The sequence below is a fragment of the Modestobacter sp. VKM Ac-2977 genome (genome assembly GCF_026968045.1).
Classification (GTDB): domain Bacteria; phylum Actinomycetota; class Actinomycetes; order Mycobacteriales; family Geodermatophilaceae; genus Modestobacter.
This window is the reverse complement of record NZ_JAPVBQ010000003.1, coordinates 86731-110796: the sequence shown is the minus strand read 5'-3', so window position 1 is coordinate 110796 and position 24066 is coordinate 86731. Positions and strand designations below refer to the sequence as shown.

The 24066-nt window shown below is 71.7% G+C and carries 29 protein-coding genes; 15 read left to right on the top strand and 14 right to left on the bottom strand.

The features are described from left to right. Positions 1–52: 52 nt before the first annotated feature. Positions 53–967, top strand: a complete 915-nt coding sequence (locus O2V63_RS13270) for a haloalkane dehalogenase (protein ID WP_269168034.1) — start codon at positions 53–55, stop codon at positions 965–967. A 195-nt stretch (positions 968–1162) separates the two neighbouring features. Here O2V63_RS13270 and O2V63_RS20855 read toward each other — a convergent pair whose 3' ends face one another. Then, on the bottom strand, positions 1163–1636 hold the full coding sequence (locus tag O2V63_RS20855; protein ID WP_442929027.1) for an NUDIX domain-containing protein: 474 nt from the start codon (positions 1634–1636) through the stop codon (positions 1163–1165). On the opposite strand from O2V63_RS20855, the gene O2V63_RS13265 reads away from it, so the two are divergent. The 3 genes from O2V63_RS13265 (at position 1602) to O2V63_RS13255 (ending at position 3688) form a co-directional block, all read left to right on the top strand. Continuing rightward, positions 1602–2060, top strand: a complete 459-nt coding sequence (locus O2V63_RS13265; RefSeq protein WP_269168033.1) for a DUF6221 family protein — start codon at positions 1602–1604, stop codon at positions 2058–2060. The two genes, O2V63_RS20855 and O2V63_RS13265, sit on opposite strands and share 35 nt — an antisense overlap. Positions 2061–2079: 19 nt before the next feature. Further along, a complete protein-coding gene (locus tag O2V63_RS13260) occupies positions 2080–2562 on the top strand; it encodes a hypothetical protein (protein WP_269168032.1) in 483 nt (160 codons plus the stop codon). 652 nt (positions 2563–3214) lie between these two features. Continuing rightward, positions 3215–3688, top strand: coding sequence for a GNAT family N-acetyltransferase (locus O2V63_RS13255; RefSeq protein WP_269168031.1), 474 nt, complete (start codon positions 3215–3217; stop codon positions 3686–3688). A 154-nt stretch (positions 3689–3842) separates the two neighbouring features. Here O2V63_RS13255 and O2V63_RS13250 read toward each other — a convergent pair whose 3' ends face one another. Then, positions 3843–4790, bottom strand: a complete 948-nt coding sequence (locus tag O2V63_RS13250; protein WP_269168030.1) for an NAD-dependent epimerase/dehydratase family protein — start codon at positions 4788–4790, stop codon at positions 3843–3845. A gap of 155 nt (positions 4791–4945) precedes the next feature. Beyond that, positions 4946–5890 (bottom strand): alpha/beta hydrolase family protein, encoded by a 945-nt coding sequence (locus O2V63_RS13245; protein WP_269168029.1) that lies wholly within the window; start codon positions 5888–5890, stop codon positions 4946–4948. 117 nt (positions 5891–6007) lie between these two features. Here O2V63_RS13245 and O2V63_RS13240 point away from each other — a divergent pair, with 117 nt between their 5' ends. From O2V63_RS13240 to O2V63_RS13225, 4 genes are all read left to right on the top strand, one after another. Further along, entirely contained in the window at positions 6008–6595 is a 588-nt protein-coding gene (locus O2V63_RS13240; RefSeq protein WP_269168028.1) for a TetR/AcrR family transcriptional regulator, read from the top strand. Between the two features lie 509 nt (positions 6596–7104). Then, positions 7105–7482, top strand: coding sequence for a PadR family transcriptional regulator (locus O2V63_RS13235; protein WP_269168027.1), 378 nt, complete (start codon positions 7105–7107; stop codon positions 7480–7482). Beyond that, positions 7479–8252, top strand: coding sequence for a hypothetical protein (locus tag O2V63_RS13230; RefSeq protein WP_269168026.1), 774 nt, complete (start codon positions 7479–7481; stop codon positions 8250–8252). Before O2V63_RS13235 ends, O2V63_RS13230 begins: the two co-directional genes overlap by 4 nt. Positions 8253–8602: 350 nt before the next feature. Continuing rightward, complete coding sequence (locus tag O2V63_RS13225) at positions 8603–9172, top strand: GrpB family protein (RefSeq protein ID WP_269168025.1); 570 nt, start codon at positions 8603–8605, stop codon at positions 9170–9172. 236 nt (positions 9173–9408) lie between these two features. Here the strand turns inward: O2V63_RS13225 and O2V63_RS13220 are convergent, their stop codons facing one another. Continuing rightward, positions 9409–11016 carry a methyl-accepting chemotaxis protein gene (locus tag O2V63_RS13220; protein ID WP_269168024.1) on the bottom strand — a complete coding sequence of 536 codons (1608 nt, stop codon included), beginning with the start codon at positions 11014–11016 and terminating at the stop codon, positions 9409–9411. A 151-nt stretch (positions 11017–11167) separates the two neighbouring features. Here O2V63_RS13220 and O2V63_RS13215 point away from each other — a divergent pair, with 151 nt between their 5' ends. Next, positions 11168–12289: a class I SAM-dependent methyltransferase gene (locus tag O2V63_RS13215; RefSeq protein WP_269168022.1), complete on the top strand. Its 1122-nt coding sequence runs from the start codon at positions 11168–11170 to the stop codon at positions 12287–12289. Positions 12290–12317: 28 nt separating this feature from the next. Here O2V63_RS13215 and O2V63_RS13210 read toward each other — a convergent pair whose 3' ends face one another. After that, positions 12318–12809: a phosphoribosyltransferase gene (locus O2V63_RS13210; RefSeq protein ID WP_269168020.1), complete on the bottom strand. Its 492-nt coding sequence runs from the start codon at positions 12807–12809 to the stop codon at positions 12318–12320. Between the two features lie 195 nt (positions 12810–13004). Here O2V63_RS13210 and O2V63_RS13205 point away from each other — a divergent pair, with 195 nt between their 5' ends. Next, positions 13005–14615, top strand: a complete 1611-nt coding sequence (locus O2V63_RS13205) for a methyl-accepting chemotaxis protein (protein WP_269168019.1) — start codon at positions 13005–13007, stop codon at positions 14613–14615. A 37-nt stretch (positions 14616–14652) separates the two neighbouring features. On the opposite strand, the gene O2V63_RS13200 is transcribed toward O2V63_RS13205, so the two are convergent. The 4 genes from O2V63_RS13200 to uraD form a co-directional block, all read right to left on the bottom strand. Next, positions 14653–15387, bottom strand: a complete 735-nt coding sequence (locus O2V63_RS13200; RefSeq protein ID WP_269168017.1) for a GAF domain-containing protein — start codon at positions 15385–15387, stop codon at positions 14653–14655. 118 nt (positions 15388–15505) lie between these two features. After that, on the bottom strand, positions 15506–16411 hold the full coding sequence (gene pucL / locus O2V63_RS13195; protein WP_269168016.1) for a factor-independent urate hydroxylase: 906 nt from the start codon (positions 16409–16411) through the stop codon (positions 15506–15508). Between the two features lie 53 nt (positions 16412–16464). Beyond that, positions 16465–16785 carry a hydroxyisourate hydrolase gene (gene uraH / locus O2V63_RS13190; RefSeq protein WP_269168015.1) on the bottom strand — a complete coding sequence of 107 codons (321 nt, stop codon included), beginning with the start codon at positions 16783–16785 and terminating at the stop codon, positions 16465–16467. Next, positions 16782–17285: a 2-oxo-4-hydroxy-4-carboxy-5-ureidoimidazoline decarboxylase gene (gene uraD / locus O2V63_RS13185; protein ID WP_269168013.1), complete on the bottom strand. Its 504-nt coding sequence runs from the start codon at positions 17283–17285 to the stop codon at positions 16782–16784. The genes uraH and uraD overlap by 4 nt, the downstream gene beginning before the upstream one ends. A 20-nt stretch (positions 17286–17305) precedes the next feature. Between uraD and O2V63_RS13180 the strand changes: the two genes are divergently transcribed. The 4 genes from O2V63_RS13180 (at position 17306) to O2V63_RS13165 (ending at position 21210) form a co-directional block, all read left to right on the top strand. Further along, positions 17306–18508 carry a DUF6986 family protein gene (locus O2V63_RS13180; RefSeq protein ID WP_269168012.1) on the top strand — a complete coding sequence of 401 codons (1203 nt, stop codon included), beginning with the start codon at positions 17306–17308 and terminating at the stop codon, positions 18506–18508. Positions 18509–18682: 174 nt separating this feature from the next. Next, a complete protein-coding gene (locus O2V63_RS13175; RefSeq protein WP_269168011.1) occupies positions 18683–19693 on the top strand; it encodes a sensor histidine kinase in 1011 nt (336 codons plus the stop codon). A gap of 105 nt (positions 19694–19798) precedes the next feature. Beyond that, complete coding sequence (locus O2V63_RS13170) at positions 19799–20647, top strand: SDR family oxidoreductase (protein ID WP_269168010.1); 849 nt, start codon at positions 19799–19801, stop codon at positions 20645–20647. Continuing rightward, on the top strand, positions 20644–21210 hold the full coding sequence (locus O2V63_RS13165) for a MarR family winged helix-turn-helix transcriptional regulator (protein ID WP_269168009.1): 567 nt from the start codon (positions 20644–20646) through the stop codon (positions 21208–21210). Before O2V63_RS13170 ends, O2V63_RS13165 begins: the two co-directional genes overlap by 4 nt. 83 nt (positions 21211–21293) lie before the next feature. Here the strand turns inward: O2V63_RS13165 and O2V63_RS13160 are convergent, their stop codons facing one another. The 3 genes from O2V63_RS13160 to O2V63_RS13150 all read right to left on the bottom strand — a co-directional run bounded on the left by O2V63_RS13160 (position 21294) and on the right by O2V63_RS13150 (position 22582). After that, the gene (locus O2V63_RS13160) at positions 21294–21527 is read right to left on the bottom strand and encodes a hypothetical protein (RefSeq protein WP_269168008.1); all 234 of its coding nucleotides are present in this window, start codon (positions 21525–21527) and stop codon (positions 21294–21296) included. Between the two features lie 90 nt (positions 21528–21617). Beyond that, a complete protein-coding gene (locus O2V63_RS13155) occupies positions 21618–22013 on the bottom strand; it encodes an STAS domain-containing protein (protein ID WP_269168007.1) in 396 nt (131 codons plus the stop codon). 29 nt (positions 22014–22042) lie between these two features. Beyond that, the gene (locus tag O2V63_RS13150; RefSeq protein WP_269168006.1) at positions 22043–22582 is read right to left on the bottom strand and encodes an NUDIX domain-containing protein; all 540 of its coding nucleotides are present in this window, start codon (positions 22580–22582) and stop codon (positions 22043–22045) included. 39 nt (positions 22583–22621) lie between these two features. Here O2V63_RS13150 and O2V63_RS13145 point away from each other — a divergent pair, with 39 nt between their 5' ends. Then, on the top strand, positions 22622–23107 hold the full coding sequence (locus O2V63_RS13145) for a J-domain-containing protein (protein ID WP_269168005.1): 486 nt from the start codon (positions 22622–22624) through the stop codon (positions 23105–23107). A 4-nt stretch (positions 23108–23111) separates the two neighbouring features. On the opposite strand, the gene O2V63_RS13140 is transcribed toward O2V63_RS13145, so the two are convergent. Together O2V63_RS13140 and O2V63_RS13135 are read right to left on the bottom strand one after the other, a co-directional pair. Beyond that, entirely contained in the window at positions 23112–23252 is a 141-nt protein-coding gene (locus O2V63_RS13140; protein WP_269168004.1) for a hypothetical protein, read from the bottom strand. A 106-nt stretch (positions 23253–23358) separates the two neighbouring features. After that, on the bottom strand, positions 23359–23913 hold the full coding sequence (locus O2V63_RS13135; RefSeq protein ID WP_269168002.1) for a hypothetical protein: 555 nt from the start codon (positions 23911–23913) through the stop codon (positions 23359–23361). Between the last annotated feature and the right edge of the window lie 153 nt (positions 23914–24066).

Sequence of the window (24066 nt, the reverse complement as noted above, 5' to 3'; positions counted from 1 at the left end):
CGGCCTCCTCGATAGCGTCGGGACGTCGTCCCACCAGTCGAGGAGGCCTGCGATGGACGTGCTGCGCACACCCGAGGACCGGTTCACCGATCTGCCGGAGTTCCCCTACGAGCCCCGGTACGTCGAGGTGGACGACGGGGACGGCGGCCGGCTGCGGATGGCCGTCCTCGTCGAGGGCCCGGACGACGGCGAGACGGTGCTGCTGCTGCACGGCGAGCCGTCCTGGTCGTTCCTCTACCGCCGGATGATCCCGGTGCTGACCGCGGCCGGGCTGCGCGTCGTCGTCCCCGACCTGGTCGGCTTCGGCAGGTCGGACAAGCCCACCGAGCTGACCGACTACAGCTATGCCCGGCACGTGGCATGGCTCCGGCAGGCGCTGCTGGAGGAGCTGGCGCTCACCGACCTGACCCTGGTCTGCCAGGACTGGGGCGGGCTGCTCGGCCTGCGCCTCGTGGCCGAGCACCCCGACCGGTTCGCCCGGGTCGTCGTCGCCAACACCGGCCTGCCCACCGGCGACCACCCGATGAGCGAGGCCTTCCTGGCCTGGCAGCGGGCCGCGGCCGGCATGACGGACATGAAGGTCGGCCGGATCATCTCCAACGGGACGGCGACGGAGATGGCGCCCGAGGTGGTCGCCGCCTACGACGCCCCGTTCCCCGACGGCCGGTACAAGGCCGGCGCCCGGGTGTTCCCGTCGCTGGTGCCCACCAGCCCCGACGACCCGGCGGCCGAGGCCAACCGGGCGGCCTGGGCGGTGCTGCGCACCTGGCAGAAGCCGTTCCTCACCGCCTTCTCCGACAGCGACCCGATCACCGGCGGCGGCGACGCGGTGTTCCAGAAGCTGGTGCCCGGGTCGCAGGGCCTGCCGCACACCACGCTGGCGGGGGGCGGCCACTTCCTCCAGGAGGAGGTCGGCCCGCAGCTCGCCCAGGTGACCGTCGACCTGATCGCGGCCACGCCCCGGTAGCGCCGCCGGCACGCTGGGCGCCCGAAGCGACAGCGGGGTGTACGCGAGGCGACCGCCCGGATGGCGACCCCATCTGCCACGCCGGCGACCGTGCCGCTGCCAGCATTCAGCCGAACGACGCTGAACCCATCAAGGGCCCTATGGGCGACCTCGCCGGAGATGACCTCGCACCGGGTGGGTTCAGCCGGTCCGTCCTCAATGGGTGAGCAGTGCGGTGAGGTACCTCAGGTAGTCGGCGTGAGCAAGGTGAAGGCGCGGTAATTCATCGGGGCCAACCCACTTGGTTACGTCGTGCTCGTGGGGCTGGGTGTTGGTCGGAGTTCCGATCCACCCGCGCACGACCCACAGGCTGAGCTCGAGGCCAGCTGCTCGTTCGCTGATCCGTGCGATGGGCTCCGGGACAATCTCTGTGGCCCCTATGCCCAGTTCCTCGTGCAGCTCCCGGTGAAGAGCCTCGCGCTCGGTCTCGCCGCGGTCGACGTGGCTGCCGGGGAGGTCCCAGACGTCCGGATACCACCGCCGACTGGGTGAGCGGTGAGCCATGAGCACCTGGCCGCCCTGTACGAGTGCGCCTGTGACCACGTGATGCACGGGATCACCCAACCTGAAGGTCGGCGGCGGGATGATGGCCCCCGTGACCGACCAGGCTGACTTCCTGCTTGCTCGCATCGCCGAGGATGAGGCCGTGGCCCGAGCCGCGTTCCAACAGGTCAAAGAGCGTGTGGTGGGCGGCTGGTACTGGAGCGACGCCGGCGACGCCGTCTTCCTCGATGACACGCCTACTCCGGTTGCTTGCGGTCCTTGGAAGCAGCCGATGCACCAGCCGTCGGCTCAGCACATGGTCCGGTGGGACCCCGAGCGCGTGCTGGCGGAATGTCTGGCCAAGCGGCGCATCGTCGAGTCCGCGCAGAGGGCGTTCCGTGGGCGGGAGGAGTTCGGTCGGTCGCCACTCGAGAGGGGTGCGGCCAGCGGGTTCGGGTTGGCCGTCACGTTGCTGGCCATGGCCTACGCCGACCATCCGGAGTACCGCGAGGAGTACGGACTGTCGTCAGCCTCGAGCAACATTGGCGCGGAGCAGTTGCGCGATCACTGACCGGGCCGGAGTCACACCTTTGATCGACCCGGACAACAAGGCGACGTGGCCCGCGGAGCTGCACGAGCAGGTCGCCAGGTGGAGCGCTGCTCTCGACGACGAAGAGCACTGGCAAGACGCAACCGTGCCCGACGCGGTGTCCCGCACTCTTGAGTCGGCACTGGCGGGCTGGAGCGTGGTCACTTACCACTGCACGCGCCTGCTCGACCACGAGGTCGACGGCATCTGGGCCGAGGGCTTACAACCGTTCAGCCGTCATCTGTTCGACCAGAAGATCCGGGCGGCGCGGGCGGCCGGCGCCATCACGGCCCCAGAGAGCGACGCGCTCTTTTGGGGGCACATGTACGGCTGCGGTGACCTTCCGAGGCGAGGTGCCCGGGAGGGGCAGGTCTGGCTCGTAGCCGGCGGCAGGGATTTCGACCGTGATTCGGAGGCATTCGAAGAGCTGCTGCTCCACTGGGGGGAGAGGGTATCTACTTCGCCACCGGCACCATGTCGTTGAAGCCGTGGCTGCAGACTTTGGGCAAGCCGACGATCGTGGTGGTGGCCCTGCCCTTCACCGCGGTCGGTCGTCGACACAGCTGGTGGGGTCCGCTGGCCAACCTGCTGCTTGCTGCCCACCGTGGAGCCCCCGCGCATGGAGACGTCATCTGCTGGTCACCGGTACCCGCCGACCGCGTGGTCGATCTCTGGCAGCCGGGACACCCAAGCTACGACCAACACCCGGGGCTGCCCGCAGCATGAGCCAGGCCGGGACAGGGCAGGCGGACCGTGAGATCTGCGTGCCGCCGTAGGGAAGAGCGGCCCACAAACGTCAGTTTCCCGCGGATTCGGGCCGTTGATCTCGGGCACGAGTTCCGGGCCGGTTGACCCGTTGGCCGACCTGGGCGAATGCCCGACGGGTGGAGTGGTGCGGGGAGCGGCCCAGACACGGGTGGTTGTGGGCCGCTGTTTCGGAACCCCTTTCTGGTCGCGCGCAGACCAAGATGGCCGTTTCCGCTAGTCGCTCTTCGCTACCTCTGCCTTAAGACGGTCGGGTGCTGGTCAGTCCGCTAACGGGCGGTTTCGGTCAGCGCTGTGGGAACGCAGGCGTCCCACTGGCCGACCCACCTATGCCACTGGGACGGTCGGCGCGTCCCACTAGCCTGGCCGGCATGACGGCCGAGCGATCGTTGGAAGTCATCACGCCCGAGAATATCGACGAAGCACTGGGCGTCGAGGTACGCGCAGACCAGAGTCACGTGGTCTCGCCGGTCGTGAAGTCACTGGCCGAGGCTTATGCGTTCGGGCGGCGCGCCTGGCCGCGGTTGATTCGGTGTGACGGGCAAGTGGTCGGCTTCCTCATGGCGTTCTTCGACTTCAACTTCGCCCGGCCCGTCGCCGGGCCTGACCTTCGGTCTGGCCTGTGGCGGCTCAACATCGCTGCCGCACATCAAGGTCACGGCCATGGCCGTTTCGCCGTCGACGCCGTCGCTGCCGAGCTCCGTCGCCGCGGCACCACACGCCTGACGACGACTTGGCACGTCGGCCACGGCAGCCCCGAGCCCTTCTACCTCGGGCTGGGCTTCCGGCCGACCGGCGAGATGAGCGAGGACGAGCGCGTTGGTGAGCTGAAGTTGCAGGTGTAGGTCCTTGGCAGTGTTCGTCGGACCGAAAACGCATGGGTACCGGTCAGTCCGTTGAGGGGTGGTTGTGGGCCGCTGTTTCGGAACCCCTTTCTGGTCACACAGAGCAACACGGCCGATTTCCGCTAGTTGCTCATCGTTCCCTCGGCTCGTGCTCTCAGCGGATGTTGCCGGCTTTCAGCCAGGCGATGTAGTCCGCCGCGGCGCGGTCGGTGTCGTACTCGGGCAGGTAGCCGGTGTCCTGGTTGATGCGGCGGATGTCGAGGTGGGTTCCTGGTGCGGCCGGGCCGGCCGGCAGCTCGATTGCGGCGTCGGGGACGACTGCTCTGATCGCGTCGATGATGTCGGCGTTGGACGTGGCGCGGCCGGAAGCGACGTTGTAGGTGCGGTGGTGGAGCTGGTCGGTCAGCTGCAGGAGGGCGATGGCCCGGCCGGTGTCCTTGACGTAGGTGAGGTCCAGGGAGTCCGTGCTGCGCACCGGGACGAGGAGCTTGGACAGGTCTGGGGCGGTGCCGCGTGCGGCGGCGTGGATGAGCGCGGGGGCTGCGAAGAAGGGGTCCTCGTGGCCGAGTGGGCCCCAGGTGCCCGAGATCCGGTAGTTGATGATCTCGATGCCGGTCGTCTCGGTCAGTTGCTCGGTCAGCAGCTCGTTGATCTTCTTGGACCGGGGGATCGGGTGCGGGGCCGAGAGCAGCACCGGGGTGTCCTCGCGCAGCGCGTTCCCGTTGACGACCGCGCCGCCGTAGACGCCGATGGTGCTGGCGACCCCGACGCGCCGCACGCCCCACGCTTGGGCGGCCTCGATGACGTTGAGCAGTCCGTCGAGTGCCTTGCGGATCGCGGGGACCGCGGGGCCGGGGCTGGGGAGCCAGGCGTCGTAGCCGGCGAGGTGCACGATTCCGGTGACGGCGTGGCGGCTGCCGATGTCCAGCAGCGACGCCAGGTCGGTGACGTCGCCCTGCTCCACCGCCACCGGCAGGTCGGCCAGCTGGGCCGGGATCTGGCTGGTGCTGCGCTGGACGAGCAGGCCCTGCTCCCCGAGTTCGTGCAGGGCGCGGACGGTGTGCGAGCCGATGAAGCCGGAGCCTCCGGTCACGAGGATCATGTCGAGCCTTTCAGCTTGTCGTAGTCGCCAAGAATCACTGGATGGAGGTCAGCGCTGAGTCCTGGACCCGGCGCTGGGGAGGCTGAGGGCAAACCGGGTGGGCCGCTGTCCCGCAGCGCTGGTGCGCGGTGCGGGGCAGCGGTCCACTCGAGGTGCTACTTGGTGACGACGTTGCCGATGGGGTCGGTGCTCTCGTTGAGCGCGGCACGTGCGGCTGCCCAGCTGTTGTCTGCCGGGATGAGCTGGCTGCGCAGGTAGGTGGTCGTGAGGCGCTGGAGAACCGCGACGCGCTCGGGGCTCTCGTCGGTGGTCTCGGCGACCTCGTAGCCGGGGATGCCGCCCAGGCTGTGCTCGGCGCCGAAGAAGGTGACCAGGTCGGTGGCGCCGGGGCTGAGGGTGTAGGCGTCGGTGAACCAGTCCGGTCCGCGGCTGGACATGCGTGACTGGTCGGCGTCGCCGGCGACCACGAGCGTTGGTGCGGTCAGCTCCGCGAACGAGGGGTACATGAACGGGAAGTTCGCCTTGGCGAAGGGGTGAAGGTGCTCCCCGCCGGTGCCGGTGGCGGCGAGCAGGAGGCCGGCCTTGACGCGCTCGTCGGACATGTCCTCACCGACGTGGCCGTCGGTGTCGACGACTCGGGCGCCGAGGAGGGACTGCACCGTCTGGGCACCCCAGGAGTGCCCGGCTGCGGCGATGCGGCTGCGGTCCATCCGGCCGGCGAGGCCCGGAGCGGCGGCCTCGATGGTGTCGAGCTGGTCGAGGATGCGCGTCATGTCCTCGATGCGCTGCGTCCAGATGGTGGGGAACCGCGGGTCGTCGAAGGAGATGCTGTTGCGGCGCGAGTCCAGGTGGGTCGGCTGGATCACCACGAAGCCCCGCGACGCCCAGTAGGCGGTCAGCGGGGCGTAGCCGTCGTGGGACCAGCCGTTGCCGTGCGAGAACAGCAGGATCGGCAGATCCAAACCGGTCGCCGGCGCCGAGACCCGCACCTCCAGCGGCAGCGCCCGCCCGGGCGCCGACAGGGGCAGGGGAGCGACGGACACGACGGGGATACCGTCGCCGACGATGTCGTCGAGTGCGGTGACGATGGGTGAGCTCATGGGGTGCTTCTTCCTACTGGCTGTCCGCTCTGCCATGCTGCACAAGCGGAACGTTGCTCCGATAACGGTAACGGAGCGTTGTTCCGCTTGGCAAGGTCCTCGTCGAAAAGTGATGTGATGGTGCAGACAACGGAAGCAGCAGGGCCGTCGCCCAAGCCGAAGCGCGTGGACGCGCGTCGTAACGAGCAGGCCCTGCTCGAGGCGGCGGCGGCCGTGTTCGTCACCTCCGGGGTCGACGCGCCGGTGCGAGAGATCGCGGCGGTGGCGGGGGTGGGCGTGGGGACCATCTACCGCCACTTCCCGACCCGGGCGGAACTCGTTGTCGCGGTGTACCGCCACCAGGTCGAAGCCTGCGCCGAAGCAGGACCGGCCCTCCTCGCGACGTCGTCCTCCCCGCGGGCCGCGCTGCAGTCGTGGGTAGACCTCTTCGTGGACTTCCTGGTCACCAAGCACGGGCTGGCCGGAGCGCTACAGCACGACAGCGCCGGATCCGACGCCCTCCACGCCTACTTCGTCGACCGGCTCGTACCCGTCTGCGGCACGCTCCTCGACGAGGCCACCGCAGCGGGCGGCGTGCAGCGCCGCATCAGCGCCTATGCCTTCATGCGGGGGATCGGGAACCTGTGCATCGGTGGGACCGCGGACCCGCACTACGACCCGCGCACCCTGGCGCAACTCCTCCTCGCCGGGGTTCTCGAAGACTGACGAGCCCCGAGCTGGCTGGTCAGCCGGAGCGGCCCAAGAACGTCGCGCGCCCACCGATTTCGGCCACCGAGCCCAGTCCTCGGGCGGTAGATGATTGATCGGGTCTCAGGCGAGGGCGGAAGCGCCTCCTTGATAACGCCCCTCCGTGACCCAATAACGGTTGGGTTTCGGGCAGTCCGTAAACGGGTGGTTGTGGGCCGTAGTTTCGGAACCCGTTTTTGGTGACGCAGAGCAGGATGACCGTTTTCCGCTAGTTGCTCTCGGTAGAAGGGCCAGTAGCCGGCCGGTCGGCCGCAGCAGGACGCAGCGCTCACCTTGGGCTACTGGCGGCTCTGCATGCCGAGAACGCTGATGTACCGGTCAGTCCGCTAACGGGGCGTTCGAGCTCTTGGGCGGCGTGGCGAGCTCGGACTCCGTTTGGACGGGCGGACGGTCCCGGCCTGAGACGCGCCGGGAAGTTCGGTCAGCAGCTACTAGACAGGCGCTCTGAGTAGAGGCACTATCAAGGTGTGCCGACCGGACCGCAGCCCAGCGAGTGGCTCCGCGGGGTCCTCGAGCTGTGCGTCTTGCGGGTCATGGCCGATGGGCCCACCTACGGCTATGCCATCGCCGGTCGGCTGGCCGACGCGGGCTTCGGCGACATCAAGGGCGGCACGCTCTACCCGCTGCTGGCCCGGCTCGAGAAGAACGAGCTGGTCATCGTCGACTGGCGGACCGGTGACACCGGTCCGGGGCGCAAGTACTTCACCCTCACCGACGCCGGCCGCGCCGAGCTGGAGCACGGCCTCACCCGGTGGGAGGCGTTCTCGGCCCGGGTCGGCGTCCACCTTGCCGCGGGCGGCGACGCCTTCGTCCACTCCACCCACTCCTCGAGGAGTTCAGCATGAGCGAGTCCCCCGGCGTGCAGGCCGCACCGCAGGAAGTCTGGGAGCGTCCGTTCGTCCGGGCCCACCAGGAGTGGTGCAGTGCGTTCGTGCTCGAGCTGCGGCTGCGGGACGTCCCGGGCCCGGTGATCGGGGAGCGCCTGGGCGAGGTGGAGGGCCACTGCACGGAGACCGGTGAACCCCCATCGGCAGCGTTCGGTGATCCCACCGACTACGCCCGGGAGATCGATGCGGAGAGCTCTCCTGAGCGCGTGTCCGGGGTGTGGACCATCGCCGCTCTCGGCGCCGGTCAGGTGCTGGCCATGCTCGTGGGCACCGCTGCGATCCGTAACTGGGTCAGTGGTGAGCCACTGACCTACAACCTGGTGCAGCTCGGCTGTCTCGCCGTGGTCGCGGCCGCGCTGCTGTGCCTACCTCGAGTGCTGCGCCCGCTGTTCGCGCACCCTTGGGTGGTGGGCGCCGCCCTCTTCGCCGTGGTCACCGCGGCTGGTGTGGGAGCCGCAGCAGCCAGTGGGACTTCGTCAGCGACCGTTGTTCCGGTATCACCGGCAGTGATCGCGATCGTGCTCTTCATGGTGGTGCTCGCCCTGTCCTGGCTCGAGTACCGCGAGCTGACTGGCGACTCCGCCGACGATCTCGTCACCTCCCCTCTCGCCCCTGAGCCGCGAGCGAACAGGGCAGCCCAGCGATCAGGCTGGATCGCCTTGGTGCCGGCCCTGATGATCCCCACCTATTACCTTGCGGTGGGGATCATCTTCTGGGTCTTCGGCTGAAGCACGTGAACCAGTCCGACGGCGTGCCGCGTTGAGGCGACACCGTTCCGCCGGAAGTTGTCGGACTGGTTTCGATCTGATCGCCTACCGTCGATGAGTCGCGCACGACGCATGCCACCAGCCAGCGCGACACGCGCGAAGCGCCTTTCCATCACCCGCGGGCTCTCGAAGATCGACCCGGCTCTCCTGGCACATCGGGTGAGGCAACCGTGAACCGCACCCGCAGGGGCGCCAGCGCTTATCGTCCCGAAAACGGTCAGGTTTCGGGCAGTCCGTCAACGGGCGGTCTCGGTCAGCACCCCGGTTGTGCTGGCAGCTCTCAAGAGGCCTCTCGCACCTAGCCTCGTCTGGTGGATTCGAGCGCGGACCGGGACGCCTACCTGCAGTCGGTGCTGATCGGTGGCCGCGAGCCGGTGACGATCGTCGTCCGGGAGTACGAGCGGGGGTGGCCCGCGCGCTTCTCGGTAGTACGCACCCGCATACGCGACGCTCTGGGCGCTCGCGGCCTCTCCATCGAGCACATCGGCAGTACCGCCGTCCCCGAACTGGCGGCCAAGCCCGTCGTGGACGTGCTCGTGACCGTCGCCGATGTGGAGGACGAATCGGCCTACGCACCCGCCCTGGAGGCGGCCGGGTTCCCGCAGCGGGTACGGGAACCCGGCCACCGCATGTTCCGCACACCCGAGCGGGACGTGCACATCCACGTCTATCAGCCCGATTCACCGGCAGTGACCGACTACCTCGACCTGCGCGATTGGCTGCGTCAGTCAGCGCAGGATCGAAACCTGTACGCCACCACGAAGCGTGCGCTGGCGAAACAGCAGTGGGCCGACATGAACGACTACGCCGACGCCAAGTCCGACGTCATCCAGGCGATCCTGACCAGAGCCAGAGCCTGGCGATCCTCGGGCAGTCGATGACCTCACGAACCGGTGAAGCGGCACGCCATGACTCTCGATTGAGCTCGTCCGGTACTGCGCCGCCGTCCATGACGTAAACGCCGATAACCGCCGCCCGTTCTGTCAGCTGGAAGCCGCGTCCGTCAGTTGCGAGGCGGACGTGCTGTCGCACCGGTTCCGTCAGCAGGATGCGATGCCGGGCGAGGCAGTACAGCGCTACGGTCGGGGTGGGCTGGCCTCGACTCCTGGGCCTTGCGTCACCAGGTGAAGCGGCCCACCGCCCCGCGCAGGCCGGTCGCCATCCGGGAGAGCTCGGCCACCGCCGTCGTGGTCTGGGTCAGCGCCTGGGTCGTGGAGTCCGCGGCCTGGGAGACGCCGGTGATGTTCGCGGCGATCTCGTTCGAGCCGCCCGCCGCCTCGGTCACCGACCGGGCCATCTCCGCGGTGGTCGCGGTCTGCTCCTCCACGGCGCTGGCGATCGTCGTCTGGTGGTCGCTGATCAGCCCGATCACGCCGCTGATCCCGTCGATGGCGGTGACCGCTCCGGCGGAGTCGGCCCGGATCGCCTCCACCCGACGGACGATCTCCTCGGTGGCCCGGGCGGTCTGCTCGGCCAGCTCCTTGACCTCACCGGCCACGACGGCGAAGCCCTTGCCGGCCTCACCGGCCCGGGCGGCCTCGATGGTGGCGTTGAGGGCGAGCATGTTGGTCTGCTCGGCGATCGAGGTGATCAGCTTGACCACCGCGGTGACCTCCCGGCTGGACTCGCCGAGGGCGGTGACCGTCGTGGTCGCCTCCCGGGCCTGGGCCACCGCCTGGGCGGCGACGCCGGCCGCTGCGTTGGCGCTGAGCGAGATCTCCCGGATCGATGCGCCCATCTCCTCCGCGCCCGCCGAGACGGTGCTGACGCTGCGGGACACCTCCTCGGCGGCCGCACTCACCACCTGGGACTGGGTGCTGGTCTCCTCGGCCGAGGAGGCGATCTGCGCCGCGGAGGCGGACAGCTCCTCCGCGGCGGCGGCGACCGCGTCGGCGGACGAGCCGACCTCGGCGAGCACGCCACGCATCGTGCCGGTCGCCTCGTCGAGCGCGGCACTCATCCGGCCGAGCTCGTCCTTGCTGGTCAGCCCGGTGCTACGGGTCAGGTCACCCTGGGCCAGCCCCTCGGCGACGTGCTGCACCGAGCGGATGCCCCGGGTGATGACCGAGGCCACCAGCAGACCGATGCCCGCGGCGACCGCCAACCCCACCCCCAGCACCACGAGGGCGATGGTCCGGTGGTGCTCGTAGGACTCGCGGGCGTTGGCCGCCGCGGCCGCCGCCTCGCGGGTGTCGATGGCACGCAGCTCGTCGAGGTCTGCGATCACCTCGGTGAGCAGCGGGTCGACCTCCTCGGCCCCGGGCGGCACTGCGGTCGTCCCACCGCCAGCTGCGGCGGCGGGCACCAGGACGGCGCTGGTCAGCGTGTCGATCTGGGCCAGGTCGTCCGTCGCCTCGACGAGCAGGTCGTGCTCCCGCCCGGTCTGGTGGGTCGCGGCGTAGGCGTTCACCTGGTGCTCGTAGTCGGCGATCAGCGTGTGGACGTCGGACAGCTGTGGGGCGTGGGTGTCGATGGCGGTCGCGGTGCTGATCGCCAGCCGGATCTGCTCGACGTCGTCGATCATCAGGCCGATCTCCTCGATGCTGAGGACGTTGTCGGCGTAGATCGCCTCACTGGTCGCCGCCGAGTCGGCGAGCGCGGTCAGGCCGAGTCCGCCGATCACCGACGCAACGACGCCGGCGGCGGCCGTGGACGCGAGGATCTTGATCCGTACCGGCCGGTCGGCGAACCACTGGGCGCCCGGCAGGCGCGTGGTGCGGGGCATGAGGTCTCCCGTGGCTGGTCTCCCGCCGCCCGTGGAGCCACGATCGGCCTTGTCCTCATCGGCATCGTGGCCGCCTTTCCGAAACGAGATCACCCGATCAGGTGCACGGGTCGGTGTCGGGCTCACGCGGGCCGCCCGGCACAGTGGGGACGTGGCCCCCGACGAACTGTTCGCCCAGCTCCGCCGCGAGCCCGACGTCGATGCGCCCGAACTGGTCGCCGTCGACGCGACCGACCGCCTGCTGCTCGACGAGGCGGCCGAGCTGATCGGGCAGCACCCGGACGGTGTGGTCGTGCTAGACGACTCGCACGGTGCGCTCACCCTGGGCGCGGTGGCGCTGCACGGCGCGACCGGGGTCCGGGTGCACCAGGACCTGCTGGTCGGTGAGCTGGCCCTGGCCGGCAACGCCGAGCGCACCGGGCACGCCGGCACCTACCGGTCGCTGCCGCTGGGGGCCGAGCTGGTGCGCGGGGCGCGGGTGGTGCTCGCGCAGGCGCCCAAGGGGCTCGACGCGCTGCGCGAGCTCGCCGAGGTGGTCGCCGCCGACGCCGACCCCGACGTCACCTTCCTGGTCGGCGGGCGGGTCAAGCACATGACCCACGCGATGAACGACGTCCTGGCCGAGAGCTTCGGCGACGTGCACGCGACCCGTGGCCGGCAGAAGTCCCGGCTGCTGGTCGCCCGGGGGCCGAAGCCGGGGACGTCGTCCTTCCCCGTCTGCCGGGAGCACCCCGACCTCGGGATGACCGTGTGCGCCCACGGCGCGGCCTTCGCCGGCGCGAAGGTCGACCGCGGCACCCGGGCGCTGCTCCGCTCGCTCCCCGGCGCCGTGCCGGACGCCGCGACGGCGCTGGACCTCGGCTGCGGCACCGGGGTGCTGGCCGTGGGGCTCGCCGCGGCCCGGCCGGGGCTGTCGGTCATCGCGTCGGACCAGTCGGCGGCGGCCTGCGCATCGGCCTCGGCGACCGTCGCCGCCAACGGGCTGGCCGAGCGGGTCACGGTCACCCGCGACGACGCCGCCGCCGGCGTCCCGGACGGCAGCGTCGACCTCGTCGTCTGCAACCCGCCGTTCCACCTCGGCGTCGCCGTGCACGCCGCAGCGGCCGAACGGCTGTTCGCCGCCGCAGCCCGGGTGCTGCGGCCGGGCGGCGAGCTGTGGTGCGTCTACAACAGCCACCTGCCGCACCGCGACGCGCTGCGCCGCATCGTCGGGCCGACCCGCCAGGTGACCCGCGACCCCACGTTCACGATCACGGCTTCCACGCGCCGTTAGCTCTTGCGGCTCTGCCGCAAGGGTCCTCCTAGTGGCCGCTGCCGCCGCGGGAGACCACCGGTGGGAGGGCCGACCACGGGAAGTCGATCCAGGCGTCGGTCCTCTTCCAGACGTAGTCGCAGGTCACCAGCGACCGCGGCTTCTCGTAGACGACGGCGGTGCGCACCTCGGTGACGTGTCCGGCGCAGAACTCCTCGACCAGTTCCAGGGTCTTGCCGGTGTCAGCGACGTCGTCGGCGATGAGCACCTTCGCGCCGGTCAGGTCGACGACGTCGAGCGTCGGCGGCAGCACCACCGGCAGCTCGAGCCGCTCGTCGACGCCGGTGTAGAACTCGACGTTCATCACGAAGAGGTTCTTCACGTCGAGGGCGTAGCCGAGTGCGCCGCCGAGGAACAGGCCGCCGCGGGCGATGGCCAGGATCAGGTCGGGTCGGTAGCCGCTGTCGGCCACCTGCTGGGCCAGCTCCCTCGCCGCCCGGCCGAAGTCCTCGTAGGTCAGGGTCTCCCGTTCGGCGCTCACGTACCGATCGTGGCAGGCGCGGACAGCGGCGACCGGCCGGCCGGCCCGGTGGACGTGTGATGCACAAGACGGACGCGTGCGGCCCGTCGTCCGAGTGTTGCGATCGGATTGTGATACCCGTCTCGACTGGACTTCCGTGGCGTCCGGTCGAGAACCCCGTTACGGCATCCACGCCGTCGACGACGGGAGCACGGCATGGGCACACGACTGCGGGACGTCCTCACCGGCGGGGGGTTGCGCCGGATCCGGATCAGCACCCGGCTCTTGGCACTGGTGCTGGCGGCCGTGGTCGGCATGGGCACCATCGCCGTCATCGGGGCCCTCCAGGTGCGCCAGACCATCGAGGCGGAGCAGCGCAACAAGGCGCAGTCCGCGGTCGAGGCGGTGCTCGGCGTCGTCGCCTTCTACGGCGAGCAGGAGGCCAGCGGTGCGCTGACCCGGGAGCAGGCGCAGGCCCAGGCCAGGAGCGCGCTCAGCGGGCTCCGGTACTCCGGTACCGAGTACTTCTGGATCAACGACATGAACCCGACGATGGTCATGCACCCCATCAAGCCCGAGATGGACGGCACCGACCTCACCGGCAACACCGACCCGACCGGCAAGGCGCTGTTCGTGGAGATGGTGCAGGTCGTCGAGAGCGACGGCAGCGGCTTCGTCGAGTACATGTGGCCCAAGCCGGACGAGGAGGAGCCGCAGGCGAAGATCTCCTTCGTCGCGGGCTACGAGCCCTGGGGCTGGGTCGTCGGCTCGGGCATCTACGTCACCGACCTGAACGGCGCCTTCCTCGACCACCTGCTCTCCCTGACCCTGTGGGCCACGCCGGTGGTGCTGGTGATCGTCCTGATCTCGCTGCTGGTGTCCCGCAGCGTCACCCGGCCGCTGCGCCGGATGACCGACGTCCTGGCGACCGGGGACCTGCACGAGCGGCTGGACACCGGCGCCGGGCGCAACGAACTCGACCAGCTCGCCGGCGCGCTGAACGCCACGCTCGAGCGGGTGTCCGACGTGGTCGACGAGGTCGGTGAGGCCTCGCGGTTGCTGGAGGAGGCGGCCCAGACCCTGTCGTGCACCGGCGAGACGATCGCCGGCGCTGCCGAGCGGTCCACCGGGCGGGCCGACACGGTGACCGCAGCAGCCAAGGAGGTCAGCAGCTCCATCGACGCCGTCGCCACCGGCGCGGAGGAGATGGGCGCGTCGATCCGGGAGATCGCGCACAACGCCGCCGAGGCCGCGCGGGTGGCCGGGAGCGCGGTGACCGCGGCGGAGAGCGCCAACCAGACGGTGGCCCGCCTGGGTGAGTCCTCGGTGGAGATCGGCAACGTGGTCAAGGTGATCACCTCGATCGCCGAGCAGACCAACCTGCTGGCGCTGAACGCCACCATCGAGGCGGCGCGTGCCGGGGAGGCCGGCAAGGGCTTCGCGGTGGTCGCCAACGAGGTGAAGGAGCTGGCCCAGGAGACGGCGAAGGCCACCGAGGACATCGCCCGACGGGTGGAGGCCATCCAGGCCGACACCGACAGCGCCGTCGGTGCCATCGGCGGGGTCACGTCGGTCATCGCCCAGATCAACGACTACCAGACGACGATCGCCTCGGCGGTCGAGGAGCAGACCGCCACCACGAACGAGATGAGCCGGGCCATCGGTGAGGCCGCGCAGAGCGGACGGTCGATCGCCGAGACGGTCGCCGAGGTCGCCCGGGCAGCTCAGGAGACCCACACCGGTGTGGCCGAGATGCAGACGGCCACCGGCGACCTGGTGCGGATGTCGGAGGGCCTGCAGAAGTCGGTGGACAGCTTCCAGCGCTGACCTGCCGGTGCGGCCGGACCTGCCGGCCGCACCGGCCTCAGTGCCCGGTCTCGGCGGCCTGCGACAGGTCGGCCAGGCTGAGCCGGTCCTCCAGCACGGCCTCGGCCACCTCGTCGAGGTCCCGGTCCGATCCGTAGGCCCTGGCGCGCAGCAGGGCCAGCGCATCGGTGCTGTCCAGCTCCAACCCGATGCTCACGAAGCCGACCGCCTGCCAGACCAGCGCCCGGCGACCGGCGGCGGGCGCGTCCAACCAGGCGGGCCCGGACTCGCTGCGCGGCTCCTGGTCCAGCGCGGCGGCGAAGCTGTCGCTGAGTGCGGTGGTGACCGTGAGCGCGTCGGCGAGACCCAGGTCCCGGACGGAGCCGGGCGGCTCCACGAACAGGTCCAGCGCGCCGATGCCCTGCAGTCCGCCGTGCAGCGGCAGGGCGATGACACCCCGGATGGCGGTGCGCGCGACGAGCGCGTCGTGGAACGCCGGCCAGCGGGTGCGCAGCTCGTCCTCGTCGGCGAGCACCGGGTTGCCGCTGCTGTGTGCGGTCAGGCAGGGTCCTTCGCCGACGGTGAACTGCAGGCGCTCCGCGATGCCGGCCTCCTGGCCGCTGCCACCCAGCGGCAACCGCCGGTCGGCGGAGAAGTAGACGCTGAGCCCGGCGCCGGCGACCGGCAGCACCTGCGCGCAGGCGCGGGCCAGCCGCAGGGGCAACAGCTCCGGGCCGGGCAGCTCCGACTCGGCAGCGGTGACGCGGGCAGCGAACTCCTGCGTGAGGTCCATGCCTCCCTCTCCGGGAGCTGACGACCACGGTGGAGAGGGCCGGGGCTGGGCCGTGCGTCCGAGGTGTCGCTGGGGGCTGCTACCCCTGGGGGAGGGCGCCGCACACCTCCCGGACGCGTCAGCAGTAGCCCGGGGTGCCCAGCCAGGCGGCCGGCGCCGCCGGGACGTCGTCCCGCAGCACCGTGCCCTCGATCAGCCCGTAGGGCCGGTCGGCGGCGTGGTAGACCACCGCGCCCGGGCCCTCGAGGGTGTTGTCCAGCCCGAACGCCGAGAGGTCCGCCAGGTTGTGGTGCCTGTTCGGCATGGACATCCGCACCTCGGCCACGTCGGCGTGCTGCTCGAGCACCGCCTCGCCCATCGCGTAGAGCGACTGCTGCAGCGCCAGGGAGTGGGTCGCGGCGAAGGTCTCCAGCAGCGTCGTCCGGACGGCGTCGTAGCTGGCGTCCCAGTCGACGTCCAGCCCGGTGTACCGCCAGCGCGCGGTGACCGCGGTGGCCAGGATCCGGTCGGTGGTCTCCGGCAGGGTGGTGTAGCGGTCGCGGGGGAAGCCCCGGAACTCCGAGCCGGTGGTCTTGAGGACGACGAGGTCGCCGAGCCCGGCGAGCACGTGCACGTCCGCGCCGTCCACGGTCACCACCGCGGTGCGCACGTCACCGCCGGTGCGGGAGAAGGCGTGGTCGTGCGGCGCCCCGCCCACGGTGATCCGGTCCCAGCCGTAGGAGTCGATCGCCACCCGGGCCCCGGTGACCCAGTCGTAGGTGCCGGCGAGGTGCCGGGCCAGCCGCAGGCCGAACTCCTCGGGCGAGCTGATCCCGTGGCGGGCGAAGGCGAAGACGGTGTTCTTCTGGGCGTCCGTCGTCAGCACGTGGGCGTTGTCGCCGGCGGTGTGTGCGGCCGCGAAGTCACCGCGCAACGCGGTGCTGACGTCCAGGTCGACGAGGGAGTGCCGCGCGGTGGAGCGGTCGACCGCGACGACCCGCACCTCCGCCTTCCCGTACTGGTTGGGCCCGAGGACGATCGCCATGCGCGCACTCCCTCTCATCAGCGTTGCGCGATGTTGCACGTGGAACCGAGGGCTCAGGAACCCCGGTACGTCGAGTAGGCGAACGGGGAGAGCAGCAGGGGCACGTGGTGGTGCTCGGCCGGCTCGCGGACGGCGAAGGTCAGCACCACCTCCGGCCAGAACGTCTCCCGGCCCAGCCCGGCGGCCCACTCCCCGGTGCCGAAGACGATCCGGTGCGGGCCCGCGGCGGTGGGGTCCTCGGTGAGCCGACAGCGACCGTCGGCGTCGGTGACCCCGGCGGCGACGACCTCGCCGGCGTCGTCCAATAGCCGCACCGTCATGCCCGCCGCGGGGCGACCGGCGACGGCGTCCAGCACGTGGGTGGAGACGCTCATGCGAACAGCCCCGCCACCCGCAGGCCGGTGATCTGGGCCAGCTGTTCGGTGACCTCGGCGCGCTCGGTCTCCGGGTCGTTGCGCAGCCGGCGGTGCAGCTCGACGAGCATCTCCTCTGCCGACCGGCCGGCCGCGCGGATCAGGAAGACCTGGCCGAACCGCTCCTCGTAGTCGCGGTTGCCGTCGACCATCGCAGCCCGGACCGAGTCCGCGGCGGTGGTCATCCCGCTCTGCTCCTCGCGCGAGGTCCTCGCCTCCGCCGAGGGGCCCTGCATCCGGTCGCCGATCCGCGCGTGAGCGGCCAGCGCGGCGCTCACCTCGGCCCAGGGAAGGGCGCGGCTGACCTCCTCGGCGCGGCTGACCAGGGCGTCGGCCGACTCGTAGGGGCGGCCGGCGGCGACGGTGGTGGCGAAGGACGGCGCTGCGTTGCAGGCTCGCAGCAGCTCCTCGGCCCGCGCTGCCGGTTCGGCGTTGAATCTGTCCAGCGGGGAGTCGGGCACGGCTGACAGGATGCCAGTCGATGATCCCCGCGGAGCTGTACGACGAGCTCGATCGGCGGCTGGCGCCGGTGGACGCCGCGCGGCTGGCCGCCTATCCGGGGGAGTCGTCAACGCGGCAGCCGGTGCACACGTGTTACGTGCCCGCCGACGCCGTCGTCCCCGGGTTGGTCGCGCACTGGGGCGCCGCGGCGCTGGCCGCGCTGGACGAGCACGGCCTCCCCGACCTCGGCCTGGACGCCGGCCTGGTCGAGCAGGTGCTGCCCCGGGTGCGGGCGAAGCTGGCCACCGAGCCGGTCGAGGACCTGCGGGTCGACGCCGAGGACGGCTACCGCGGCCCGCCCGAGTCCGAGGACGGCGACGTCACGACGGCCGCCGCGGTGCTCGCGGCCGAGACGGCGCTGCCGCCCTCCCTCGGGGTCCGGGCCAAGTCGCTGGAGGAGCCGACCCGGCGCCGCGGGGTGCGCTCGCTGGACCTGTTCCTCACCGGCCTGGCCGCGGCCGGCCGGGACCGGGCGATCGTCACGCTGCCCAAGGTCACCGCGGTCGAGCAGGTCGCCGCGTTCCTGCCGGTGCTCGACGCACTGGAGCAGGCCAGCGGGCTGGCGCTGGACCTGGAGCTGCAGGTGGAGACGCCACAAGCGGTGCTGGGTGCCGACGGGACGACGACGCTGGCCCGGATGCTGCACGCCGGCGGGGGCCGGGTGACCGGCCTGCACTTCGGCACCTACGACTACAGCGCCGCCCTGGGCATCTCCGCGGCCCACCAGGCCTCCGACCACCCGGCCGCGGATGCCGCCAAGCAGGCCATGCAGGTGGCCGTGGCCGGTACCGGGGCGCGCGCGGTCGACGGCTCGACCAACGTGCTCCCCGTCGGCACCACTGCCGAGGTGCACGCCGCCTGGCAGCTGCACGCCGGGCTCGTCCGCCGGGCGCTGGAACGCGGCTTCCACCAGGGCTGGGACCTGCACCCGGCGCAGCTGGTCACCCGCTACGCCGCCACCTACGCGTTCTTCCGGGCCGCGCTGCCGGCCGCCGCGGTGCGGCTCGCCGGGTACGTCAGCCGGGTCGAGGGCGGGGTGCTCGACGAGCCGGCCACCGCACGGGCGCTGGCCACCGTGGTGCTCCGCGGCCTGGACTGTGGGGCCCTCGACGTCGCCGAGGTCGAGTCGGCCACCGGGCTGGACCGGGTGGCGCTGGACACCCTGGCGGCTCGCCGCCGCTGAGCCCGACACGCGCGCCGTCCTGACGCTCAGCCTGCAGGTCGTAGCGGTTCGTGCAAGCGTGCGGCGGGTCACCCGCAAGGGGTGGTACGGATCTCGGGGGCGGTTGCCGAGACCTGGGGTGGGTGATTGAGAATGCCAGCAGTCTCCAGGGTCCACTGTCGGTCGAGGGGTGTCGTGTCCGTTCTCGGAGCTCGTGTCGCGCGCTCGGTGCAGCGCGCCCGCGACGACGAGCCGGGCCCCGGGCCCGAGCGGACGCACGGCCACACGGCGCTGGTGTGCGGCTCCGACGACGCGCTGCTCCAGAACGCCGTCCCGTGGCTGGAGGTCGGCCTCGCTGCCGGGGACGTGACGGTGCTGTCCTGCGCGGAGGAGACGGCCGAGCTGCTGCGCTCGGCGGTGGGGGCCCGGGAGACCCAGCTCCTCAGTGATCCCCGCGTCTCGATGCGCGGCGCCCGTGCCCCGGACGCCGTCTCCGCCACCCGTCAACTGCTCGACCGGGCCGCCGCGTCGCCGTCGGGCTCGCTCAGGGTCCTGGGCACACCGGACTTCGGCTCGGAACCTCGCACCCGGCGGGAGGGGCAGCGCTACGAGTCGGTAGTGAACGACCTGCTCGCCGACCACCCGCTCGACGCGTTGTGCGTCTACGACCAGCGGCTGCTGTCGCCCGACGTCATCGCGAGCGCCGGGCAGACCCACCCCCACCTGCTCGTCGACGGCGTCCGGACGGCGAGCGCCGACTACCTCCCGCCGGCCCAGTACCTGCCGGCGCTGCCGCTGCCGCGCGAGCCGATGGAGGACGAACCGGCCCTGTTCGCCGTCGACGGAGCGCGGTCGCTGGCCACCCTGCGGCACCAGCTGGCCGCGGTGCTGGCCACCTGCGTGCCCGACCGGGACCAGGGCGCCGACCTGCACCTGGCGGTCAGCGAGATGGCGGCCAACGCGTTCCGGCACGGCACGCCGCCGGTGTCGGCCCGGGTGTGGGCCTCGGCCGACCGGGTGGTCTGCACCATCAGCGACTGCGGAACGGGGTTCGCCGACCCGCTCGCCGGCTTCCAGCCCGCGCACGGCGACGACCTCTCCCACGGCGGGATGGGGTTGTGGCTGGCCCGCAAGCTGTGGGACCACGTCGACCTGCTCCCCACGCCCGCCGGCCTGACCGTCCGGCTGAGCTCCCCGCTGCGCTGAGCCGCGGCGTCCGGGACCGCGCAAGCGCGCGCAACCGGTCCTTCTGTCCCCCCGTGTGGGCACGGTGACCGGCCGGACCGGTCTTTCAGAACTAAGGTGTCCGTTGTGATCGTGGTGACTGCGGCCGGTGGGCCCACGGGGACGGCGGTCGTGCGTGCGCTGCGTGCCCGGGGTGAGTCGGTGCGCGCCGTTGTCTCCAGCCGAGGCCCCCGGCCGGAGCTGACCGAACTCGGCGCCGAGGTGGTCGTCGCCGAGCTGTCCTCGCCGATGGCCTGGTCGTCGGTGTTCCAGGGCGCTGACGCGATGTACCTCATCTGGCCGAACTTCGACCCGGACGAAGCCGAGGGCGCGGCGGCGCTCTTCGCCGAGGCCCGTCGGGCCGGGCTGCCCCGGGTGGTCTACCACTCGGTGATGCGCCCGCAGCTGCGGGTCATGCCGCACCACGCCGGCAAGGACCTGGCGGAAGAGGCCCTGGACAGCAGCGGGTTGACGTCGTGGCGGGTGCTGCAGCCCTGCTCCTACGCCGACAACCTGGACACCCAGCTCGAGTCGGCGCAGATCAGCGGGGTGCTCCGCAGCTTCTGGGGCCTGCGGACGGCGCAGTCCATGGTCGACCTGCGGGACGTGGCGGAGGCCGCAGCCGTGCTGCTCACCGAGGACGGCCTGGACGGCGGGACCTTCGAGGCGGCCGGTCCGGAGGCACTGACCGCACCGCGGCTGGCCGAGCTGATCGGCGAGTGGCTGGGGGACGACGTCGTCGCCGACGACGTCATCCCCGGGGGCGAGGTCCCCACCGGTTATGCGGCCCGCTGTCAGCGCACCATGTTCGACCACTACCGGGCGCACGGTTTCGTCGGCAGTCCGCGGGTGCTCACCGACCTGCTCGGCCGCCCGCCGCGGACCTTCGCCGAACACCTCGCCGACCTGCCGCGCCCTGGCGAGCCGGCGCCGTGAGCGACCTGCTGGACGACCCGGCGCGCGCCCAGGACGGGAACGGCACGGCCGGGGACGCGATGGACGTGATCCTGGCGCAGTGGGCGCAGGAGCGGCCGGACCTGGACTGCTCCCCGATGGGCGTCATCGGTCGGATCAGCCAGCTGCAGCGGGAGGTCTTCCTCGCCCAGCGGGCCACCTTCGCCCGGCACGGGCTCGATGCGCCGTCCTTCGACGTCCTCGCGGCGCTGCGCCGGGCGGGGGAGCCCTACCAGCTGACCCCGACCGCGCTGATGCGGACCGCCCTGGTCACCTCCGGCGCCATCACCCAGCGGCTGGACCGGCTGGAGGAGAGGGGCCTGATCACCCGGGGCCGCAGCGAGGCCGACGGACGGGCCGTCGTGGTCACCCTGACCGACGCCGGGCGGACGGCGCTGGACGCAGCGCTGCCCGACCACCTGGACACCGAGCGCGGCATGCTCGCGGCCCTCTCGCCCGAGGAACGCGCACAGTTGGCCGGGTTGCTGCGACGCTGGCTGATCAGCCTCGGCCGCGTGCCCGGCGGCACGCCCGACGCCAGCTGACCCGGACCAGCTGATCCGAGACCGGCTCGGCCGGACCGATCGTCCGGCCGAGCCGGCCGTGTCACACGCCGTCGCGCCGGAGGTCAGCCCTCGGTGTCCTCGTCGAGCTCCTGCTCGACGTCCTCGACGCCCTCCTCCACCTCGCTGACGCCCTCCTCCACGCCCTCCTCGACGTCGGTGACGCCCTCCTCCACCTCCTGCTCGACACCGTCGTCGACGACGTCGTCTCCGCAGGCGGCCGTGGTCAGCGACGCGGCGGCGATGGCGAACGCAGCGAACGCGCGGCGGACGGTCCGGGGACGGGTGGAGCGGGACATGAGACCTCCTGGTCGGAAGCTGATGGTGGCCCGGAGGGACGTGCCCGGTGAGGCCTGCAGCAAACGAACGGGGCCGGACCGGAGCCCCGGTCAGCTGTGGTCGTGGCCGTGGGGGGTGGCCTCGTGCACGTCCTCCGGGTGGCCCTCGCGGCGGTCGACGATGGTGAAGCGCCGCCACAGGCCGCTGAGCTGCAGGGGGCGGGCGACGGCGGCGGTGTGCACCACCAGCGGGGTGTCGATGCCCCGGGGCTGGGCCATCCGCTGCAACTGGACCAGCGTCGCCATCCCGGCCGAGTTCATGAAGGTGACCTCGCACAGGTCGACCCGGACCTGCTTCAGCGTGGCCCCCGCCAGCATCAGGTCGGTCATCTCGCGTACCAGGGGCCGGCGGGCGTGCTCGGTCAGTTCGCCGACGACCGTGATCTCGGCGGACTCCTCGTCGTGCGTGGTGACCGTGACCTCGACGTCGTGGGCAGGTTCGTCCATGGCTCCTCGGTTCCCGGCCGGGGCGCGGTTCACTCCTGTGCCTCTCCTCGGGTGAGCAGCAGCAGGCTGTAGGCGGCCAGCGAAGGGCCATCGGTGAACCGGCCGTCGCGCACCATCGCCCGGAGCTCGGCCTCGGTGACGAGCGCCGAGCGCATGTCGGCCTCGGTCGCCTCGCGGGCGGTGGGGCCGGGCGTCAGGCCCTCGGCCAGCCAGACGTCGAACTCCTGGGTCGTGAGCCCCGGCGCCAGGTCCAGGTGCCCGAGGTGGCTCAGCCGGGCCGCCCTCAGCCCGGTCTCCTCGGCCAGCTCGGTGCGGGCCAGCTCCTCCGCCGTCCCCGTCCCGCCCGCCGACCAGGTGCCCTGCGGGAACTCCCAGGAGCGGCGGCCCAGCGGGTGGCGGAACTGCTCGACCAGCCAGAAGCCCTCCCGCTCGGCAGCGATCACCAGGCCGAAGTGGGGCCGCTCGACGACGGAGTAGACGCTCGGCGATCCGTCGTCCAGCTCGATGGCGTCCTCGCGCAGCCGGAGCCATGGGTTCCGGTAGACCTCTCGGGTGCCCGTCGTCCGCATGCGGCCCAGACTGGCAGAGGAGCGCGGAGGAGGACGCCGATGACGGAGCGCAAGCCGGAGGGCGTGTCGTTCGAGAGCTGGGTCGAGCACCAGATCACGCAGGCCCGCGAGCGAGGGGACCTCGAGGGGCTGGCCGGCGCCGGGAAGCCGCTGCCCCGGCGGGACCGGGAGAAGACCACCTACGAGTGGGCGCTGGAGTGGGCGCGGCGGGAAGAGGCCGACGTCGCCGCGATCATGCCCACGGGGCTGGCGCTGCGGAAGGAACGCGAGGAGCTGCCCGCCCGGGTCGCCCGGCAGCCCACGGAGGAGCTGGCCCGTGCGGTGGTCGAGGCGCACGTCGCCCGGGTCGACCGGTACTACCGCCAGCCGGTCGAGGGGCCGTGGATCGCGGTCGGGATGCCGGACGTCGAGGAGATGGTCGCCGAGTGGCGACTGACACGCCCGGTCGTCGTCCCCGGGCCTGCGGTGTCGGAGCCGGTGCCGTCACACCGCCGCCGGCGGTGGCTCCGGCGGCGGGCGGCCTGACCGGTCAGTCCTGCTCGTGGTCCCCGTGCTCGTCGTCCGAGTGGCGGGCCTGCAGTTCGCGGGTGGCCATGCCGCCGGTGCCGCCCTCGTCGTACTGGCCGGGGCGCAGGTTGGGCTGGTCGGTCTCGCGCTCGTTCTCGCTCATCACGGTCGAGCCTGCGCTGCGCGACCGGCCCTGGCCACCTGACGCGGCTCGTGCGGTGCCCACCGGGGTGGGCACCGCACGAGTCCACGCTGGTCTGCTGGTGCGGTCACTCGGTCTCGGTCGGCACCGAGGTGTCGACGTTGTCGGCGACGATGTACTCCTGACCCTCGAAGTCGGTGTAGGCGTCGTCGGTCAGGTCGATGCCCAGCTCCTCCTCGACCGCGGCCTCCTCGAACCCGCTCTGCACGGTGCCGGTGACCTGCACGACCTCACCGCCTTCCAGGGCGCTCGCCATGTCAGCGCCCACGATGAGCAGCGGGTCGACGGAGGTCTCCTCGGTGCCGGCGATGGTGAAGGAGTTCGGGTCGAACACCTCGTTCACGGTCGCCGACACGGTCACCTCCTGGCCCACGTACTCGTTCGACGTCTCGTAGAACTCGTTGTCGTAGATGCCGTCGTAGCCGAGCCCTGCGTCGACGTCGGCGTCCGCGTCGATGCCGGCGTCCGCGTCGGCCTCGACACCGTCGTCCTCCTGGATGTCCCCGGCGGTCACCCCTTCCTCCGGGCCGGCGGTGTCGTCACCGCAGGCGGCGAGGGTGAACGGAGCCACGACGAGGCTGCCGGCGAGGAAGAGCTTGGTGAGGGGGCGGGTGTGCTGCACGGTGGTTCCTCTCGTCGAGGCGGGCACGGGACGGCCCGCCGCACGGTTCGGACACCACACTCAATTGCCTCGGTCGGCCCCGGCATGCTGGGCGGCGGGGACCTGATGCCGACCTGTGACGGACCGGTACGTACGGCAGCCTGAGACGTTCCT

Excerpts from the sequence above, each read along its gene's own strand:
- O2V63_RS13270 (WP_269168034.1), top strand. The coding sequence starts at position 53 with ATGGACGTGCTGCGCACACCCGAGGACCGGTTCACCGATCTGCCGGAG.
- O2V63_RS20855 (WP_442929027.1), bottom strand. The coding sequence starts at position 1,636 with ATGCGAGCAAGCAGGAAGTCAGCCTGGTCGGTCACGGGGGCCATCATC.
- O2V63_RS13255 (WP_269168031.1), top strand. The coding sequence starts at position 3,215 with ATGACGGCCGAGCGATCGTTGGAAGTCATCACGCCCGAGAATATCGAC.
- O2V63_RS13250 (WP_269168030.1), bottom strand. The coding sequence starts at position 4,790 with ATGATCCTCGTGACCGGAGGCTCCGGCTTCATCGGCTCGCACACCGTC.
- O2V63_RS13245 (WP_269168029.1), bottom strand. The coding sequence starts at position 5,890 with ATGAGCTCACCCATCGTCACCGCACTCGACGACATCGTCGGCGACGGT.
- O2V63_RS13240 (WP_269168028.1), top strand. The coding sequence starts at position 6,008 with ATGGTGCAGACAACGGAAGCAGCAGGGCCGTCGCCCAAGCCGAAGCGC.
- O2V63_RS13230 (WP_269168026.1), top strand. The coding sequence starts at position 7,479 with ATGAGCGAGTCCCCCGGCGTGCAGGCCGCACCGCAGGAAGTCTGGGAG.
- O2V63_RS13220 (WP_269168024.1), bottom strand. The coding sequence starts at position 11,016 with ATGCCCCGCACCACGCGCCTGCCGGGCGCCCAGTGGTTCGCCGACCGG.
- O2V63_RS13205 (WP_269168019.1), top strand. The coding sequence starts at position 13,005 with ATGGGCACACGACTGCGGGACGTCCTCACCGGCGGGGGGTTGCGCCGG.
- O2V63_RS13200 (WP_269168017.1), bottom strand. The coding sequence starts at position 15,387 with ATGGACCTCACGCAGGAGTTCGCTGCCCGCGTCACCGCTGCCGAGTCG.
- pucL (WP_269168016.1), bottom strand. The coding sequence starts at position 16,411 with ATGGCGATCGTCCTCGGGCCCAACCAGTACGGGAAGGCGGAGGTGCGG.
- uraH (WP_269168015.1), bottom strand. The coding sequence starts at position 16,785 with ATGAGCGTCTCCACCCACGTGCTGGACGCCGTCGCCGGTCGCCCCGCG.
- O2V63_RS13180 (WP_269168012.1), top strand. The coding sequence starts at position 17,306 with ATGATCCCCGCGGAGCTGTACGACGAGCTCGATCGGCGGCTGGCGCCG.
- O2V63_RS13160 (WP_269168008.1), bottom strand. The coding sequence starts at position 21,527 with ATGTCCCGCTCCACCCGTCCCCGGACCGTCCGCCGCGCGTTCGCTGCG.
- O2V63_RS13155 (WP_269168007.1), bottom strand. The coding sequence starts at position 22,013 with ATGGACGAACCTGCCCACGACGTCGAGGTCACGGTCACCACGCACGAC.
- O2V63_RS13150 (WP_269168006.1), bottom strand. The coding sequence starts at position 22,582 with ATGCGGACGACGGGCACCCGAGAGGTCTACCGGAACCCATGGCTCCGG.
- O2V63_RS13145 (WP_269168005.1), top strand. The coding sequence starts at position 22,622 with ATGACGGAGCGCAAGCCGGAGGGCGTGTCGTTCGAGAGCTGGGTCGAG.
- O2V63_RS13140 (WP_269168004.1), bottom strand. The coding sequence starts at position 23,252 with ATGAGCGAGAACGAGCGCGAGACCGACCAGCCCAACCTGCGCCCCGGC.